Below are 14,858 nucleotides of genomic sequence, written 5' to 3'. Positions count from 1 at the left end.
GCTCACTTTCGATCACTGTGGTCCAATCAACCACAACTCGCAACCTTCAACTGCTGCGCCAATGCAACATCCGCGCGCAAAAAGCTGCGATCCCTGTGCTAATGCTTTGTCCGGAATTGCGCGCTCATTGAATGCGAGCGCAGTTGCGGGTCGTGTCCGCAGTCGCCGCTAAACCTCGGGAACCCTATCCGCCATGTATCTCGGCATCGATCTCGGCACCTCGGCGGTCAAGACCGTTCTCGTTGATGGCGCGCAGCGCGTGATTGCGAGCGAGAGCCGGGCCTTGACGATTGCCTCGCCGCTATCCGGCTATTTCGAACAGGATCCCGCGCAATGGATCGAGGCGACCTTTGCCACGCTGGACGCCTTGAAGGCGTCGCATGGACGAGAGCTGGCAGCGGTCGAAGGCATCGGGCTGTCCGGCCAGATGCATGGCGCCACGCTGCTTGATGCGAGCGAAAAGCCATTGCGGCCTTGCATTCTCTGGAACGACGGACGCTCCGCCGCGGAGTGCCGCATCCTGGAGCAACGCTGGCCCGCCTTGCGTGCGACCACGGGCAATAAGGCGATGCCCGGATTCACCGCACCTAAACTGCTCTGGATCGCGACGCACGAGCCCGGGATTTTTGCGGCGACGACACGCGTCCTGATGCCGAAGGCCTATCTGCGGCTGGTCATGACCGGCGAGGCGATCGAGGACGTCTCGGACGCATCGGGATCGCTGTGGCTCGACGCGGCGCGCCGGGACTGGTCGGATGCGGCGCTGGCCGCGACCGGCCTGTCGCGCGCGCACATGCCGCGCCTGGTCGAGGGGTGCGCGCCCGCAGCCACATTGCGCAGCGAACTGGCGCAGCGCTGGGGCATGGCGAGGTGCCCGATGTTCGCGGGCGGCGCCGGCGACAATCCGGCGGGGGCCATCGGCATCGGCGCAATCAGGCCCGGAACCGCGTTCATTTCGCTCGGAACCTCGGGTGCCTTGCTGGCGCCGACCAGCCACATCGCCGCCAATCCGGACCGCGTGGTCCACACGTTCTGCCATGCAATTCCTGGCATGTGGATTCAGGCCGGGGCGATCCTCTCGGCGGCCTCGTGCCTGGCCTGGGCCGCGCGGCTGTTCGGCGTCGCCGAAGCCGAGCTGCTGGCGCCGCTGGGGGCGCGCCCGCAGGCGCCGGCTTCCGTGAGCTTTCTGCCTTATCTCGCCGGCGAGCGGACGCCGCATGACGACCCCGTCGTGCGCGGCATGCTCGATGGCTTGAGCCACGGCACCGACCGTGCGACGATCGTGCAGGCCGTGCTCGAGGGCGTCGCCTTCGCGCTCGCGGATTGCCGGGATGCGCTCGCCGATGCCGGCATTGCGGTCACGGAGGCCGATGTCATCGGCGGCGGTTCAAAATCCCGGTTCTGGCTGTCCGTGCTGGCCAACGTTCTGAATATTCCGATCCATCGCTTTGCGGACGGTGAGACCGGCGCGGCGTTCGGTGCGGCGAGATTGGGGCGGCTTGCTGTCACGGGCGAGGCAATCGAAACCATCTGCACGCCTCCGCAACGCGTCGAAACTTTCGAACCCGATCGCGCGCTGGTCGAATCCTATGCCGAACGGCTTCCCGCCTGGCGCCAACTGTATCGGCCGCGCAACTAGCATCGCTTTGGTTGCGCATTTCTGCCTGTTCGCTGTTGCCCTGTGCGATGGCCTTTTGTTTAATGGGTGAACCGCGCCTGGAAAACGAGATGCGGACAGGAAACGCATTGTGCGCCGGGAGGCACGATGAACGATCCGATCCTAGAGATGCGGGGAGTTTCAAAATCCTTCTTCGGCATCAAGGCGCTGCGCACGGTCGACCTGACCGTCTACGCCGGCGAGATCCATGCCTTGATGGGCGAGAACGGCGCCGGCAAATCGACCCTGATGAAAATCCTGTCCGGTGCCTACCGGCCCGATCCCGGCGGCGAGATCCGCATCGAGGGCAAGCCGGCGCGCATCGAAGGCCCGCTCGGCGGCCGTGCCGCGGGCATCTCGATCATCTACCAGGAACTGTCTTTGGCCCCCAATCTGAGCGTTGCGGAGAATATTTATCTCGGCCGCGAGATCTCGCGTTCAGGTTTGCTGGCACGTGGCGCCATGCGCGAGGGCGTTGGTCCGATCCTGGAGCGACTGGGGGCGGACTTCCTGCCGTCGACCTTGGTCGCGCATCTCTCCATGGGCCAGCGCCAGCTCGTCGAGATCGCGCGTGCGCTGCACGCGCGCTCGAAAATCCTGATCATGGACGAGCCAACCACGGCGTTGTCGGCCGGCGAGAGCGAGCGGCTGTTTGCGCTGATCCGTCAGCTCCGCGCCGAGGGGCTTGCCATCATCTACATCTCGCACCGCATGGACGAGGTCTATGCGCTCGGGGACCGCGTCACCGTGCTGCGCGACGGTCGCCTGGTCGGCTCGCTCGACAAGCAGGACATCCGCGCCGACGCCATCGTTCGTATGATGGTCGGGCGCGACGTCTCGTCCTTCTACAAGAAAGATCATGATCCCGAAGCCGGGAAGGGGCACCCCGTGCTCGGCGCTTTCGATATGGCCGACGGGTTACGCGTCAAGGGCTGCTCGCTCACGGTGCATGCGGGCGAGGTGGTGGGGCTTGCCGGCCTGATCGGCGCCGGCCGCACCGAGCTTGCGCATCTCATCATCGGCGCGGCGCCGCGAATTTCGGGCCGCCTCGAACTCGAAGGCCAGCCAATCGACATCCGCACCCCCGGCGAGGCGATCGAGGCCGGCATCGCCTACCTGACGGAAGACAGGAAGGCGCTCGGCCTGTTTCTCGACATGTCGTGTCTGGACAACATCAATCTCGCCGTGCTCGGGCGCGATGCCAAGCTCGGCTGTTTCCTGGATCGCGACAAGGCGCGCGGGCGTGCCGACAGGGCCTTCGCGGGGCTCAGCATCCGCGCCGCCAATGTCGGTGTCCCCGCCGGTGGCCTCTCCGGCGGCAACCAGCAGAAGGTGCTGTTGTCGCGGCTTCTCGCCATCGCGCCAAAGGTCCTGATCCTCGACGAGCCGACGCGCGGCGTCGACGTCGGCGCCAAGTCCGAGATTTATTCGATCATCGACAATCTTGCCAAGGCCGGTACCGCGATCCTCGTCATCTCGTCCGATCTCCCTGAAATCATCGGCATCTGCGACCGGGTCATCGTGATGCGGTCGGGACTTGTCGCGGGCGAGGTCAGGCGAACCGAGACGGCGCCATTAACACAGGAAGACATCATGGCCCTCGCCACGTGGACGGAGCATCTCGATGCCTGACAACGGATCGACGCAGGCGAAGGCCGCCACGGCAAACGGACTTGCCGCCGCGCAGGAGACCAAGCGCCAGCGCATCAGGCTTCTGATCCGCGCGGCCGGCATGCTGCCGGTGCTGCTGCTGCTCTGCGCCGGCTTTCACTATCTGTCGGACGGCCGTTTCTTCACCGGACAGAATCTCGGCATCGTCCTGCAGCAGGCTGCCGTCAACACGGTGCTCGCTGCGGGCATGACTTTCGTCATCCTGACCGGAGGCATCGATCTCTCGGTCGGCTCGATCCTGGCGGCGTCGGCCATGGCTGGCCTGACGATGTCGAAACTGCCCGACTTAGGTGCACTGTGGCTGCCGGCCGCGGTTCTTACCGGCCTCGGCTTCGGAATCGTCAATGGCGCGCTGATCGCGCTGCTGCGCCTGCCACCCTTCATCGTCACGCTGGGCTCGCTGACTGCCGTGCGCGGCCTGGCGCGGCTGCTCGGCGCCGACACCACGGTGTTCAATCCGTCGATTCCCTACGCCTTCATCGGCAACGGATCGCTGACGCTCGTGCCCGGCGTGGCGTCGATCCCATGGCTCTCGGTGATCGCTCTGCTCGTCATACTGGTCTCTTGGCTGGTGCTGCGCCGGACAGTGCTCGGCGTGCATATCTATGCGGTGGGCGGCAATGAGAGCGCGGCGCGGCTTGCCGGCATCAAGGTCTGGGCTGTCGTGATCTTCGTCTATGGCGTGTCGGGATTGCTCGCGGGATTGGGCGGCGCCATGCAGGCAGCGCGGCTCTACGCGGCAAACGGTCTGCAGCTCGGGCAAAGCTACGAGCTCGACGCCATCACCGCAGTCATTCTCGGCGGCACGTCCTTTGTCGGTGGCATCGGCTCGATCTGGGGGACGCTGGTCGGCGCGCTGATCATCGCCGTTCTCTCGAACGGCCTGATTCTCACAGGTGTTTCCGACATCTGGCAATATGTGATCAAGGGTCTGGTGATCATCGGCGCCGTGGCGCTGGATCGCTATCGGCTGCAAGGCTCTGCCAGAACCTGAAAGGGCTCCGCGCGCACCTGAATGCGCGCCGCGTGATGCGAAATTCCGTTACGGCAACTGGTCTGCCGTGCCGGATTAAGGACAGACCAGGGAGGAAGCCAATGTTGAAGATGACCATGCTCGCCGGCGCCGCGATGGCGCTTGCCCTGACCACCGCGCCGTCCTCTGCCAAGGAGCTCAAGTCGATCGGCGTTTCGCTGGGCTCGATGGGCAACCCGTTCTTCGTCGCGCTGTCAAAGGGCGCCGAGTTCGAGGCCAAGAAGACCAATCCCAATGTGAAGATCACCACCGTCGGCTTCGAATACGATCTCGGCAAGCAGGTCACCCAGATCGACAATTTCATCGCCGCCGGCGTCGACCTGATCCTGTTGAATCCCGGCGATCCCAAAGCGATCGGGCCTGCGATCAAGAAGGCGCAGGCGGCGGGTATCGTGGTCGTCGCGGTCGACACCGCGGCCGAGGGCGCCGATGCCACGGTGACCACGAACAACGTCCAGGCCGGCGAGATCTCGTGCCAGTACATCGTCGATAAGCTCGGCGGCAAAGGCGATGTCATCATCGAGAACGGGCCGCAGGTCTCCGCTGTGATCGACCGCGTCACCGGCTGCAAGAACGTCTTCGGCAAGAATCCCGGCATCAAGGTGTTGTCCAGCGACCAGGATGGGAAAGGCTCGCGCGAGGGTGGCCTCACCGTCGCGCAGGGCTATCTGACGCGCTTCTCCAAGATCGACGCCATCTTCGCCATCAACGATCCGCAGGCGATCGGCACCGACCTTGCGGCGCGCCAGCAAAATCGCAGCGGCATGATCATCACTTCGGTCGACGGCGCGCCCGATATCGAGGCCGCGCTCAAGGATCCGGCGTCGCCGCAGATCCAGGCGTCAGCGTCGCAGGACCCGTTCTTCATGGCGCGGCGCGCCGTGCAGATCGGCGTCGGCATTCTCAATGGGCAGAAGCCGGCCTCGACCGTCGAGCTGCTGCCGTCGAAGCTCGTGACTCGGGACAATATCAAGGATTACAAGGGCTGGACCTCGGACCGTTCGCAGTAATATTCCGCATTTTTGCTGATAACGGCCCAATTCGAAAGGGGCGTCCCGGGAAACAGGCCCGGGCGCGCCTGTGAGGTTGACCTCAGCGACCGATATGTCAAAGAAAGGAGAGTTTCGTGCTCGCCACTGGCGAGACGCGCTCGGAAGCTGACCTTTGCGCGCCTCTTCGAAGAGATGATGGCGAGCGATCTGACTGATGCCAAACGGGATATCGCAAATGGCAAACGCACCGTTTGAGCTGAAGGGCAAAAGCGTCTACGTCGCCGGCCATCGCGGCATGGTCGGTGCCGCGCTGGTGCGCCGGCTGGCGCGGGAGGACGTGAGGCTTGTCACGGTGGACCGGCGCGAGGTCGATCTCTGCAACCAGTCCGCCGTGTTCGACTGGTTCGCGCGGGTGCGGCCGCAGGTGATCTTTCTTGCCGCAGCAAAAGTCGGCGGCATCGTCGCCAACAACACGCTGCGCGCCGAGTTCATCTACGACAACATCGCGATCGCCGCGAACGTGATTCAGGCCGCGCATCAAAATAACGCCGAGAAGCTGATGTTCCTCGGCTCGTCCTGCATCTATCCAAAGCTGGCAGCCCAACCCTTGCGTGAAGATTCCGTGCTGACCGGCCCGCTCGAGCCAACCAACGAGCCCTATGCCATTGCCAAGATCGCCGGCATCAAGATGGCGGAGGCCTATCGCAGCCAGTATGGCAGCGACTTCATCAGCGTGATGCCGACCAACCTCTACGGCCCAGGCGATAATTATCACCCCGAGTTGAGCCACGTCGTCGCCGCCCTGATCCGGCGCTTTCACGAAGCAAAGGTGTCCGGCGCCAAGAGCGTCGTCGTCTGGGGCACCGGCACGCCGCGGCGCGAGTTCCTCTATGTCGACGACATGGCGGATGCCTGCGTGCACCTGATGAAGACGTATTCCGGCGCGGATCTGATCAACATCGGCATCGGCGAGGACATCGCCATCGCCGAGTTCGCCCGCGTGGTCGCCGACATCGTCGGCTATCGCGGCGAGATCAGTTACGACACCTCACGCCCTGACGGCACGCCGCGCAAACTGCTCGACGTCAGCCGGCTCTCCAAGCTCGGCTGGCGCGCCACGACGTCGCTTCACGATGGCTTGAGGCGCGCTTACGAGGCGTATCAGGAGACCGCACTGGTTCACGAGCAATAGGAACCATCATCGCGAGCACGAGTTGGCCGTTCGGGTAGGGCGACACGCCATACGAGGCCAACCGTGCAAGACATCGTGCGCGTGCGTTCGACAGCGCAAATCGCGGGCCATCCGATTCATCCGATGCTGGTGCCGATCCCGATCGCGTGCTTCATCGGCGCGCTGCTGACCGACATCGCCTATCTCGTCTCCGCCGAAATCATGTGGGCGAATTTCTCCGCCTGGCTTCTGGTTGTCGGCGTCATCTTCGGCGTGCTGGCGGCGATCGCGGGGCTCACCGATTTCCTCGGCAATCGCCTGGTGCGCGCGCAGGCGCCGGCCTGGCCGCATCTGATCGGCAACGTTGTCGCGATGATTCTCGCGATCATTAATGCGGCTATCCACACCCGTGATGCCTGGACCTCGGTGTGGCCGTGGGGCCTTGTTCTTTCGGTGCTCACCGTTCTGATCCTGTCGGTGACCGGCTGGCTCGGCTGGGCCATGGTGTACCGCCACGGCGTAGGAGTTGCGCGATGAAGTCCTTCCTTACTCGCGCGCTGCTATGCGTTTCGCTCCTCAGCCTCGCCGGCTGCAATGACGGCAGCGGCGATCCCAAGGCGCAGATCGGTGCCAATCCAAAGCTGCCCGACATCCAGCAATATCTGCTGCCGCCAATGCACATCGCCCGCATCGTTGGCTGGAAGAAGGACGAGACGCCGACGGTTGCGCAGGGCCTGCAGGCCAAGGCATTCGCCACCGGCCTGCAGCATCCGCGCTCGCTCTATGTGCTGCCCAATGGCGACGTGCTGGTGGTGGAATCCAAGGCGCCGAAGGCCGCCGCGATCAAGCGGCCCAAGGAGATCGTGATGGGCTACATCGAGTCCTGGGCGACCTCCGGCGGCGATACCGGCGAGAGCAACCGCATCACGCTGCTGCGCGATACCAATGGCGACGGCGTGCCTGACACGCAGAGCGTCTTCCTCGATCACCTCAACTCGCCGTTCGGCGTCGCGCTGGTCGGCAACGATCTCTATGTCGCCAACACCGACGCGATCGTGAAATATCCCTACACCGAAGGCGATACCAAGATCACCGCGCCGGGCACGGTCCTGACGCAGTTGCCGGGCGGTCCGATCGACCACCACTGGACCAAGAGCCTGGTCGCAAGCCCGGACGGCTCAAAACTCTATGCCGGTGTCGGCTCCAACAGCAACATCACCGAGAACGGGATGGAGGCCGAGCACAATCGCGCCAACATTCTCGAGATCGATCGCGCCAGCGGCCGCTGGCGCATCTTTGCAAGCGGTCTGCGCAATCCGAACGGCCTCAGCTTCGAGCCGCATACCGGTGCGCTGTGGACTGTGGTGAACGAGCGCGACGAACTCGGCCCAGATCTCGTGCCTGATTACATGACCTCGGTAAAGGACGGCGCCTTCTATGGCTGGCCCTACAGCTATTACGGCCAACATGTCGATCCCCGGGTCAAGCCGCAGCGGCCGGATCTGGTCGCCAAGGCGATCGTGCCCGATTATGCGCTGAGCTCGCATGTCGCGCCGTTGGGGCTCGCCTTCTCCACCGGCAGCAGCCTGCCGGGCGCCTATCGCGGCGGCGCCTTCGTCGGTGAGCACGGCAGTTGGAACCGTCAGGTCTTGAACGGCTACAAGGTTGTCTATGTGCCGTTCACGGATGGCAAGCCGAGCGGGCCGGCGCAGGACGTCGTCACCGGCTTCCTCAACAGCGACAACCAGGCACGCGGACGTCCGGTCGGCGTAGCCCTCGACAAGACCGGCGCGCTGCTGGTCGCCGACGACAGCGGCAACACGGTGTGGCGGGTGACGGCGGCGCATCCGCGGGTCACGCAGCGGTAGGAGAGGGATGATGGGCCTTGCCCAATACGCGATCGTGCCGGTCCACGACGAGTGGGGCGTGCTGCACGACAGCAATATCAGCGGCAAACATGCCACCAAGGAATCGGCATTTTGAATCGGCCATCGCCGCCGCCTCGGCGAGCGGTGCGGCTGCAATTCCGAGCTAATAGGCGTAAGGAAGCTATGCCGCTGCGGTCGATGATTTGCTGCGGCAGGGCTCGACGCGTTACGCGACTACCTATTCGAACTCTATGCGCGTGAGCGCGATCATCATGAGGTCAAGGGATGAACCCCGTTGTCGTTGCTGTCGCTATCACCGGCTCCGTTCCGCGCAAGAAGGACAATCCGGCGGTGCCTATCTTGCCGCCCGAACAGATCGAGTCGACCCACCAAGCCTTCGAGGCCGGTGCCACGCTGGCCCATATCCATGTGCGCAACGATGACGAGACGCCGTCTTCCGACCCGGAGCGCTTTGCCCTGGTGCAGCAGGGGATCAGGAAGCATTGTCCTGACATGATCGTGCAGTTCTCGACCGGCGGGCGGGGTCGCGATCCCTCGGCGCGGGGATCATCGCTCTATCTGAAGCCGGACATGGCCTCGCTGTCCACCGGGTCGGTGAACTTTCCGACGATTGTCTATGAGAACAGCGCCGCCCTGGTCGAGACGCTCGCGACCGGCATGAAGGCAGCCGGTATCCGTCCGGAAATCGAGATCTTCGATCTGTCGCATCTGCATGGCGCTCGACGCCTGGTCGAGGCAGGGTTGATCGACCCGCGTCCGCACGTGCAGTTCGTCATGGGCGTCAAGAACGCGATGCCAGCCGACGAGCATGTCCTCGACATTCTGTTGGGCGAGCTCAGGCGGCTGATCCCGAAGGCGACATGGACCGCGGCCGGCATCGGACGCCATCAAGCCGAAGTCATGGACTGGGCGCTGGCGCGGGGCGCCGACGCGGTTCGCACCGGGCTCGAGGACAATATCAGGATCGGCAAGACGCGCCTGGCCGCCAGCAACGCGGAGCTTGTGACCATCGCCGCCGAAGCGGTCACGCGCCATGGCCGGCGCGTCGCGACCGCGGCCGAGGCGCGATCCTTGCTCGGGCTCACAGGGTAGGGACAGCCATCGTCCGCCTGACATGCTTCCGGCCGCCTTCTGCCATTCGGCGGCTGGCGTTCCGCGTCGCCACGACTCGCGCTATCAAAGCTTCCGCTACGACGTGTCTGTACGCAGGCATGCAGCTGGGGCAGGCGACGACCGGAATGCGGTTCTTGAAATCTGACAGCAGGCTCATCGGGGTCCTGCTGGTGCTTGCAATCACCCAGCTCATTGGATGGGGTACGATCGGCCTTCCGGCCGTGGTCGGCCGCGACCTCGGAGCCGATCTCGGCCTGAGCCTGCCGGCGGTGTTTGCGGGCAGTTCGGTGCTTTATGTCACCATGGGCCTGTGCGCGCCCTGGCTTGCCAGGGCCTTTGCGCGGCACGGTGCGCGCAAGGTGATGATGGTGGGCACTGTCGTCTCCGTGCCGGGCTACGTCGTTCTGTTTTTCGCGCACGAGCCGATGCTCTATTTCGCCGGCTGGGTCATTCTCGGCATGGGCGGCAGCGCCACGTTGTCGACCGGCGCCTATATCATGCTGAACGAGGTCGCCGGACGGGGTGCCAAGAATGCCATTGGCGGGCTGATGCTGGTGACGGGTCTCTCCAGCAGCATCTTCTGGCCGACCACGTCGTTCCTCAGCGGTTGGCTCGGCTGGCGCGGGACCTGTCTCGTCTATGCGGCGATGATGCTCGCCATCAACCTTCCGCTCTTTGCGTTTCTCACGCCGCGCAGAAAAATTGCAACGGACGATCGTGGCGAGGCCGTCAAGGCTGCGCCGCCGCCTGCAATTCCAAGAAGCACCTTCGGTCTCGTCGTCTGCGTGATCACGATGAACGCCTTCGTCAATTTCGGCATCGGCGCCATCCTGATCGAGCTGTTGCGAGCGGAGGGCCTGGCGCCGGCGCAGGCCCTTGTATTCGGCTCGATGCTCGGCGTGATCCAGGTCAGTGCGCGCGGCCTCGATTTCCTCGGCGGCGGACGATGGGACGGAATCACGACCGGGCTTGTCGCCGGCACCGCGCTCCCTGTCGCCATGGTGCTGCTGATGCTGAGCGAGGGCGCGACCTGGGCTGTCGCGGCCTTCATCCTGCTCTATGGCGCCGGCAGCGGTGCGATGGCGGTGGCGCGGGCGACGATCCCTCTGGTGTTCTATGACCAAGCCGAATTCGCCAAGGCGATGTCGATGATCGCACTGCCGCTCAATCTGGCCTCCGCGATCTCGCCGCCGCTCCTCGCCGGCCTGCTCACCCAGTTCGGCAGCCGCGGCGCGCTCGGGCTCACCTTGGCCTTTTCCTGCGCAACGGTGCTGATCCTGGTCCTGCTCGGGCGGCGCCGGCCGCGGGTGGCCGCGGCCGGTGTGGTGTGAGGCCCATGCTTGGCTACGCCGATGGGCATTCGGCGGTGCTCGCTTCCATCGCTATTGGTTGCGTGAATCCTTGTCGTCGTTTTCAGCGAGTGTCGCCCGGCCGCAACAGCAAATGTGCGGGGAATTCGCTAGGGTTGAGTCCTCACTCCCGCCGGGCTGGAATTCCCAATGAATCGCACGTTAGTTTGCCTCGCCGCGCTGGCCTGCTCCGCGGCCGCGGCGCATGCTGCCGACTTGCCCGTGAAGGCAACGCGTCCTGTCGTCGCGCCGCCTCTCAGCTGGACCGGCTTCTACGCGGGCGTCCAGGGTGGCTACGAATGGGGCCGCGACCGCACCACGGAGTTTAATCTCGGCGGGCCGCCGACCGGCTTCAGCCATGGTTTCAGGCCGAGTGGCGGGTTCGGCGGCGTGCATGTGGGTTACAATCATCAGTTTGACAGGCTCGTGGTCGGCATCGAGGGCGATGTGGACATCGGCCGGACCAGGGACGATTTCTCCCTTGGTAGCGGTTTCGCGTTCAACGCCCGCAAGGACTGGGAAGCCTCCGTTCGCGGGCGGCTGGGCGTGACGCCGATCGACCGCCTGCTGCTGTATGTTACAGGCGGTGTCGCGTTCACCGAATTGAAGTATCACTGGGAATCGGTTGTCCCCCTGGTAACTCCAGTGGACGCCAATATCGCGAAGACCGGATGGACCGTGGGCGCCGGTGGCGAGGCGGCGCTGACCAGTCGCGTCACGGCGCGGCTGGAATATCGCTACAGCGATTTCGGCACCACCCGCTTTGATTGGCCCTCCGTCCTTGGAACTTACGAGCAGCATCCGCGCTTTCAGTCAGTGCGTGGCGGAGTGAGCGTCCGGTTCTAGTGCCCCATTGCTCGGCCGCTGCGATATCCGCCACGCGGAAATCCGACGCTGTCGCCTGATCGTCGCTGTCGGGCGGGGATGGCCGTATGCCGCCAGTGCAGTGCTCAGCGCCCGAAAATGGTGTATCCGCAGGGAGCGCGGCCAAGGCTGAAGTTCAAGGCTAGAGCCGCCGCGCCAAATTCCAGTTCCCCCGGAGGAAATCGACATGTCGGCCCTGCCGCTCTCAGGCATCAAGATCCTTGATCTCACGCGTGTGCTCGCCGGGCCCTTGTCGGCCCAGATGCTGGGCGATCTCGGCGCCGAGGTGATCAAGATCGAGCGGCCTGGCACCGGCGACGACGCGCGCGCCTTCGGCCCGCCCTATCTGGCCGATCCCGAGGGCAAGGCGAACAACAACAATTCGTTCTACCTCTGCGCCAACCGCAACAAGAAATCGGTCACCGTCAACATCGCCAAGCCCGAGGGGCAGGCGATCATCCGCGAGCTCGCGAAAGACGTCGACGTCTTCATGGAGAACTACAAGGTCGGCGACCTCAAGCGCTACGGCCTCGACTACGAGACGATCAAGGCGATCAACCCAAGGATCATCTATTGCTCGGTAACCGGTTTCGGCCAAACCGGCCCCTACGCGCCGCGCGCCGGCTATGACGCGATCCTCCAGGCGATGGGTGGCCTGATGAGCGTTACCGGCCATATCGACGGCGAGCCTGGCGAAGGCCCGATGAAGGTCGGCCCGTCGATCGTCGACTACATGACCGGCATGAACACCTCGATCGGGCTGCTCTCGGCGCTCTACCATCGTGACGTCCATGGCGGGCAGGGCCAGCACATCGACGTCTGCCTGTTCGACACCGTCATCGCGTCGTTGTCGCACTGGCTCCAGATCTATCTCGTCAACGGCAAGACGCCGCCCCGCCGCGGCACATGGGGCAATGGCGGCATGCCTGCCGGCGTGTTCCGCTGCACCGACGGCGAATTGATGCTGGTGGTCGGCAATGACGGCCAGTTCCAGCGCACCTGCGCCGTACTCGGCCAGCCCGAGCTCGCCAATGACAAGCGCTTTATCAAGAACAACGATCGCGTCGTACACGGCAAGGAGATCATGGCGATCTTCGCCGGCCTGTTCCTGACGAAGCCGGTGGCATATTGGCTGGACAAGCTGGAGGAGGCCGGTGTGCCGTCGGGGCCGATCAACAATTTCGAGCAGGTGTTTTCCGATCCGCACGTTCAGTCGCGCGGCATGCGGGTGAAGGTCGACCATCCCTTCGAGCCCGATCTGTCGCTGATCCGCAACGCGCTGACCTTCTCGGAGACCCCGATCAAGAATTACCGCGCGCCGCCGCTGCTCGGCGAGCACACCCAGGAGGTACTCGGCGGCAAGCTTGGCTATGATGCGGGGAAGATCGAGGAGCTGAAGAAGCAGGGGATCATCTAGCCCTGTCTTCGCCTCTCCTCGCAAGCGGGGCGACCCCACAAAGCCCGAGCAGTCGGCGTGCCGCCCATCACGCCCGAGATCGCGACGTCAATGCGGGAAGCGGCCAAAGCCGGGGCCGCCGCGCATAGGCTGGTGACGGAAGCATGACGATCTTGCGGCCTTGCGCGAGCCTTGCGCGCAATCCCCAGATTAACCCGGTCCGTATTCACAAAGGCTTCCGCTTCGCCCGCGACTCAGATTCGATCCTCCCACTTGAGTTCGGGAGGGAAGTGCATGTCCTATACGATCGGGTTCCAGGCGAAGGACCAGAAGGCAATTCTGGCGACTGAGGCGGCGACGGCCAACCAGGCTGTCGCGATCATTGCCGCGCTGCGGCAAAGTGCCGAAGAGATCAAGTTCATCCGCTCGCCGCAGGAAGGCGACATGGGCATCGAGATGCTGCTGTTGCTCGCCAAGGAAGAGGCTGAGGAGATGCCGCAGCGGGCCTAGCCCGCGCACGCGATCACACTTCGATCAGAAGCGAAACATGCCGGCTGCAACATAATGTAGTCAGGCACCAGTCTTGCTTGTGCTGAAGGTGACCGCCATGAAACGCGAAGCGCTCCGCGTCGAACCGATCTCGTCTTATCTCGACCGCTGGAAAGCGCCGGCCTCGCCGGTGACGCGGGGCGGCAACATGATCTTCGTTGCCGGCCTGCCGCCGTTCGACCCCGAAACGGGCGAACTCGTGCCGATGCCGATCGAGCGGCAGAGCGAGATCATCATGGAGCAGATGAAGCTCTGCCTGGAGACGGCCGGCGCGGCGCTGGACAACGTCATGAAGTGCAATGTGTATTGCACCTCGACAAAACATTTCGCCGCCTTCAATGCGGTCTATGCGCGCTACTTCCCGGTCGATCCGCCCGCGCGGATTTTCGTCTGCACGCCCGAATGGTTCGGCCCCTTCGACGTCGAGATCGACTGTATCGCGATGATGTGAGGGACTACCGCGCGGCGAGCCGTGACGGCGTCTTTGCCTCGACCTTGCCGGCCGTCAGCGCCATCGTCGCGACGCTGACAACGCGCGCGACCACGTCCTCGACATCGTCGAGGTCGCATTGGCCTTCCGACAGCTTGGTCAGGCGCTCGCTCTCGCGGATGGTGTGGTGCGCCATCGCGAGCGCGAAGTTCAGCCCCCAGTAGATATCGATGTCGCGGCGGTCGGGCAGGGACCTTCGCATTGCGCCTGCGAACTTTCGCAGATGGTCGATCTCGCGGTTCTTGATGCGGCGGATCGGCGGCACGGATTCGATCGAGGCGCGGATCATGAAGCGGGCCGCGGTGGAGCGCTGGTTCTCGGGGCCGAGGCAGCCGCGCAGCGTCGGTCCCACCAGCGCGCGCAGGATTACCTCGATCGGCGCGCGGCCGCCGCCGGCTTCCTCCGCCGCCTTCAGCTCGCGCAAGCGCTCGCGGTTGGTCGCGATCGAGCGGGTGACAAATAATTCCGCGATCAGCTCATCCTTCGAGCCGAAATGATAGTTCACCGCGGCCAGATTGACGTTGGCCTCCGCGACGATGTCGCGCAGCGTGACGTCGCCAAAACCGCGATCGGCATAGAGCCGTTCGGCGGCGGCGAGAATGGCAGACCTAGTATGATCGCTGGCCATGGATGCCCTCAGGGGAGGGAGTTGCAATTCAAACACTTGTATGAAACTATCGTTTG

14 protein-coding genes are annotated in these 14,858 nt (G+C 64.3%); 13 read left to right on the top strand and 1 reads right to left on the bottom strand.

The features are described 5' to 3' along the window. The first annotated feature begins 193 nt into the window (after nt 1–193). The 13 genes from xylB to ABIA96_RS25295 all read left to right on the top strand — a co-directional run bounded on the left by xylB (nt 194) and on the right by ABIA96_RS25295 (nt 14,135). The gene (xylB, locus tag ABIA96_RS25355) at nt 194–1,639 is read left to right on the top strand and encodes a xylulokinase (RefSeq protein WP_354139764.1); all 1,446 of its coding nucleotides are present in this window, start codon (nt 194–196) and stop codon (nt 1,637–1,639) included. Nucleotides 1,640–1,765: 126 nt separating this feature from the next. After that, nucleotides 1,766–3,289 (top strand): sugar ABC transporter ATP-binding protein, encoded by a 1,524-nt coding sequence (locus ABIA96_RS25350; RefSeq protein WP_354139763.1) that lies wholly within the window; start codon nt 1,766–1,768, stop codon nt 3,287–3,289. Further along, a complete protein-coding gene (locus tag ABIA96_RS25345; protein WP_354139762.1) occupies nt 3,282–4,322 on the top strand; it encodes an ABC transporter permease subunit in 1,041 nt (346 codons plus the stop codon). Before ABIA96_RS25350 ends, ABIA96_RS25345 begins: the two co-directional genes overlap by 8 nt. A 101-nt stretch (nt 4,323–4,423) precedes the next feature. Continuing rightward, entirely contained in the window at nt 4,424–5,371 is a 948-nt protein-coding gene (locus ABIA96_RS25340; protein ID WP_354139761.1) for an ABC transporter substrate-binding protein, read from the top strand. Nucleotides 5,372–5,588: 217 nt separating this feature from the next. Beyond that, nucleotides 5,589–6,545 (top strand): GDP-L-fucose synthase, encoded by a 957-nt coding sequence (gene fcl, locus ABIA96_RS25335; RefSeq protein ID WP_354139760.1) that lies wholly within the window; start codon nt 5,589–5,591, stop codon nt 6,543–6,545. A 63-nt stretch (nt 6,546–6,608) separates the two neighbouring features. After that, entirely contained in the window at nt 6,609–7,061 is a 453-nt protein-coding gene (locus tag ABIA96_RS25330; RefSeq protein WP_354139759.1) for a DUF2231 domain-containing protein, read from the top strand. Continuing rightward, nucleotides 7,058–8,392: a PQQ-dependent sugar dehydrogenase gene (locus ABIA96_RS25325; RefSeq protein WP_354139758.1), complete on the top strand. Its 1,335-nt coding sequence runs from the start codon at nt 7,058–7,060 to the stop codon at nt 8,390–8,392. Before ABIA96_RS25330 ends, ABIA96_RS25325 begins: the two co-directional genes overlap by 4 nt. 285 nt (nt 8,393–8,677) lie before the next feature. Further along, nucleotides 8,678–9,505, top strand: a complete 828-nt coding sequence (locus tag ABIA96_RS25320) for a 3-oxoadipate:acetyl-CoA acetyltransferase (RefSeq protein ID WP_354139757.1) — start codon at nt 8,678–8,680, stop codon at nt 9,503–9,505. A gap of 146 nt (nt 9,506–9,651) precedes the next feature. Then, nucleotides 9,652–10,857 carry an MFS transporter gene (locus ABIA96_RS25315; RefSeq protein WP_354139756.1) on the top strand — a complete coding sequence of 402 codons (1,206 nt, stop codon included), beginning with the start codon at nt 9,652–9,654 and terminating at the stop codon, nt 10,855–10,857. A 168-nt stretch (nt 10,858–11,025) separates the two neighbouring features. Further along, nucleotides 11,026–11,721, top strand: coding sequence for an outer membrane protein (locus ABIA96_RS25310; protein ID WP_354139755.1), 696 nt, complete (start codon nt 11,026–11,028; stop codon nt 11,719–11,721). Nucleotides 11,722–11,926: 205 nt separating this feature from the next. Beyond that, nucleotides 11,927–13,156: a CaiB/BaiF CoA transferase family protein gene (locus ABIA96_RS25305; protein ID WP_354139754.1), complete on the top strand. Its 1,230-nt coding sequence runs from the start codon at nt 11,927–11,929 to the stop codon at nt 13,154–13,156. Between the two features lie 273 nt (nt 13,157–13,429). Beyond that, complete coding sequence (locus ABIA96_RS25300) at nt 13,430–13,645, top strand: hypothetical protein (RefSeq protein ID WP_148778652.1); 216 nt, start codon at nt 13,430–13,432, stop codon at nt 13,643–13,645. A 97-nt stretch (nt 13,646–13,742) separates the two neighbouring features. After that, nucleotides 13,743–14,135: a RidA family protein gene (locus ABIA96_RS25295; RefSeq protein WP_354139753.1), complete on the top strand. Its 393-nt coding sequence runs from the start codon at nt 13,743–13,745 to the stop codon at nt 14,133–14,135. 4 nt (nt 14,136–14,139) lie between these two features. Here the strand turns inward: ABIA96_RS25295 and ABIA96_RS25290 are convergent, their stop codons facing one another. Beyond that, nucleotides 14,140–14,802: a TetR/AcrR family transcriptional regulator gene (locus ABIA96_RS25290; protein ID WP_354139752.1), complete on the bottom strand. Its 663-nt coding sequence runs from the start codon at nt 14,800–14,802 to the stop codon at nt 14,140–14,142. Between the last annotated feature and the right edge of the window lie 56 nt (nt 14,803–14,858).

Origin of the sequence: Bradyrhizobium sp. LB11.1, from assembly GCF_040549385.1 — a bacterium.
GTDB lineage: Bacteria > Pseudomonadota > Alphaproteobacteria > Rhizobiales > Xanthobacteraceae > Bradyrhizobium.
Note: the sequence above shows the minus strand (reverse complement) of the source record. Positions and strands in the feature narration are given on the sequence as shown.

Excerpts from the sequence above, each read along its gene's own strand:
- ABIA96_RS25325 (WP_354139758.1), top strand. The coding sequence starts at position 7,058 with ATGAAGTCCTTCCTTACTCGCGCGCTGCTATGCGTTTCGCTCCTCAGC.
- ABIA96_RS25340 (WP_354139761.1), top strand. The coding sequence starts at position 4,424 with ATGTTGAAGATGACCATGCTCGCCGGCGCCGCGATGGCGCTTGCCCTG.
- ABIA96_RS25350 (WP_354139763.1), top strand. The coding sequence starts at position 1,766 with ATGAACGATCCGATCCTAGAGATGCGGGGAGTTTCAAAATCCTTCTTC.
- ABIA96_RS25345 (WP_354139762.1), top strand. The coding sequence starts at position 3,282 with ATGCCTGACAACGGATCGACGCAGGCGAAGGCCGCCACGGCAAACGGA.
- ABIA96_RS25305 (WP_354139754.1), top strand. The coding sequence starts at position 11,927 with ATGTCGGCCCTGCCGCTCTCAGGCATCAAGATCCTTGATCTCACGCGT.
- ABIA96_RS25300 (WP_148778652.1), top strand. The coding sequence starts at position 13,430 with ATGTCCTATACGATCGGGTTCCAGGCGAAGGACCAGAAGGCAATTCTG.
- ABIA96_RS25320 (WP_354139757.1), top strand. The coding sequence starts at position 8,678 with ATGAACCCCGTTGTCGTTGCTGTCGCTATCACCGGCTCCGTTCCGCGC.
- ABIA96_RS25310 (WP_354139755.1), top strand. The coding sequence starts at position 11,026 with ATGAATCGCACGTTAGTTTGCCTCGCCGCGCTGGCCTGCTCCGCGGCC.
- ABIA96_RS25315 (WP_354139756.1), top strand. The coding sequence starts at position 9,652 with ATGCGGTTCTTGAAATCTGACAGCAGGCTCATCGGGGTCCTGCTGGTG.
- ABIA96_RS25290 (WP_354139752.1), bottom strand. The coding sequence starts at position 14,802 with ATGGCCAGCGATCATACTAGGTCTGCCATTCTCGCCGCCGCCGAACGG.
- ABIA96_RS25295 (WP_354139753.1), top strand. The coding sequence starts at position 13,743 with ATGAAACGCGAAGCGCTCCGCGTCGAACCGATCTCGTCTTATCTCGAC.
- fcl (WP_354139760.1), top strand. The coding sequence starts at position 5,589 with ATGGCAAACGCACCGTTTGAGCTGAAGGGCAAAAGCGTCTACGTCGCC.
- xylB (WP_354139764.1), top strand. The coding sequence starts at position 194 with ATGTATCTCGGCATCGATCTCGGCACCTCGGCGGTCAAGACCGTTCTC.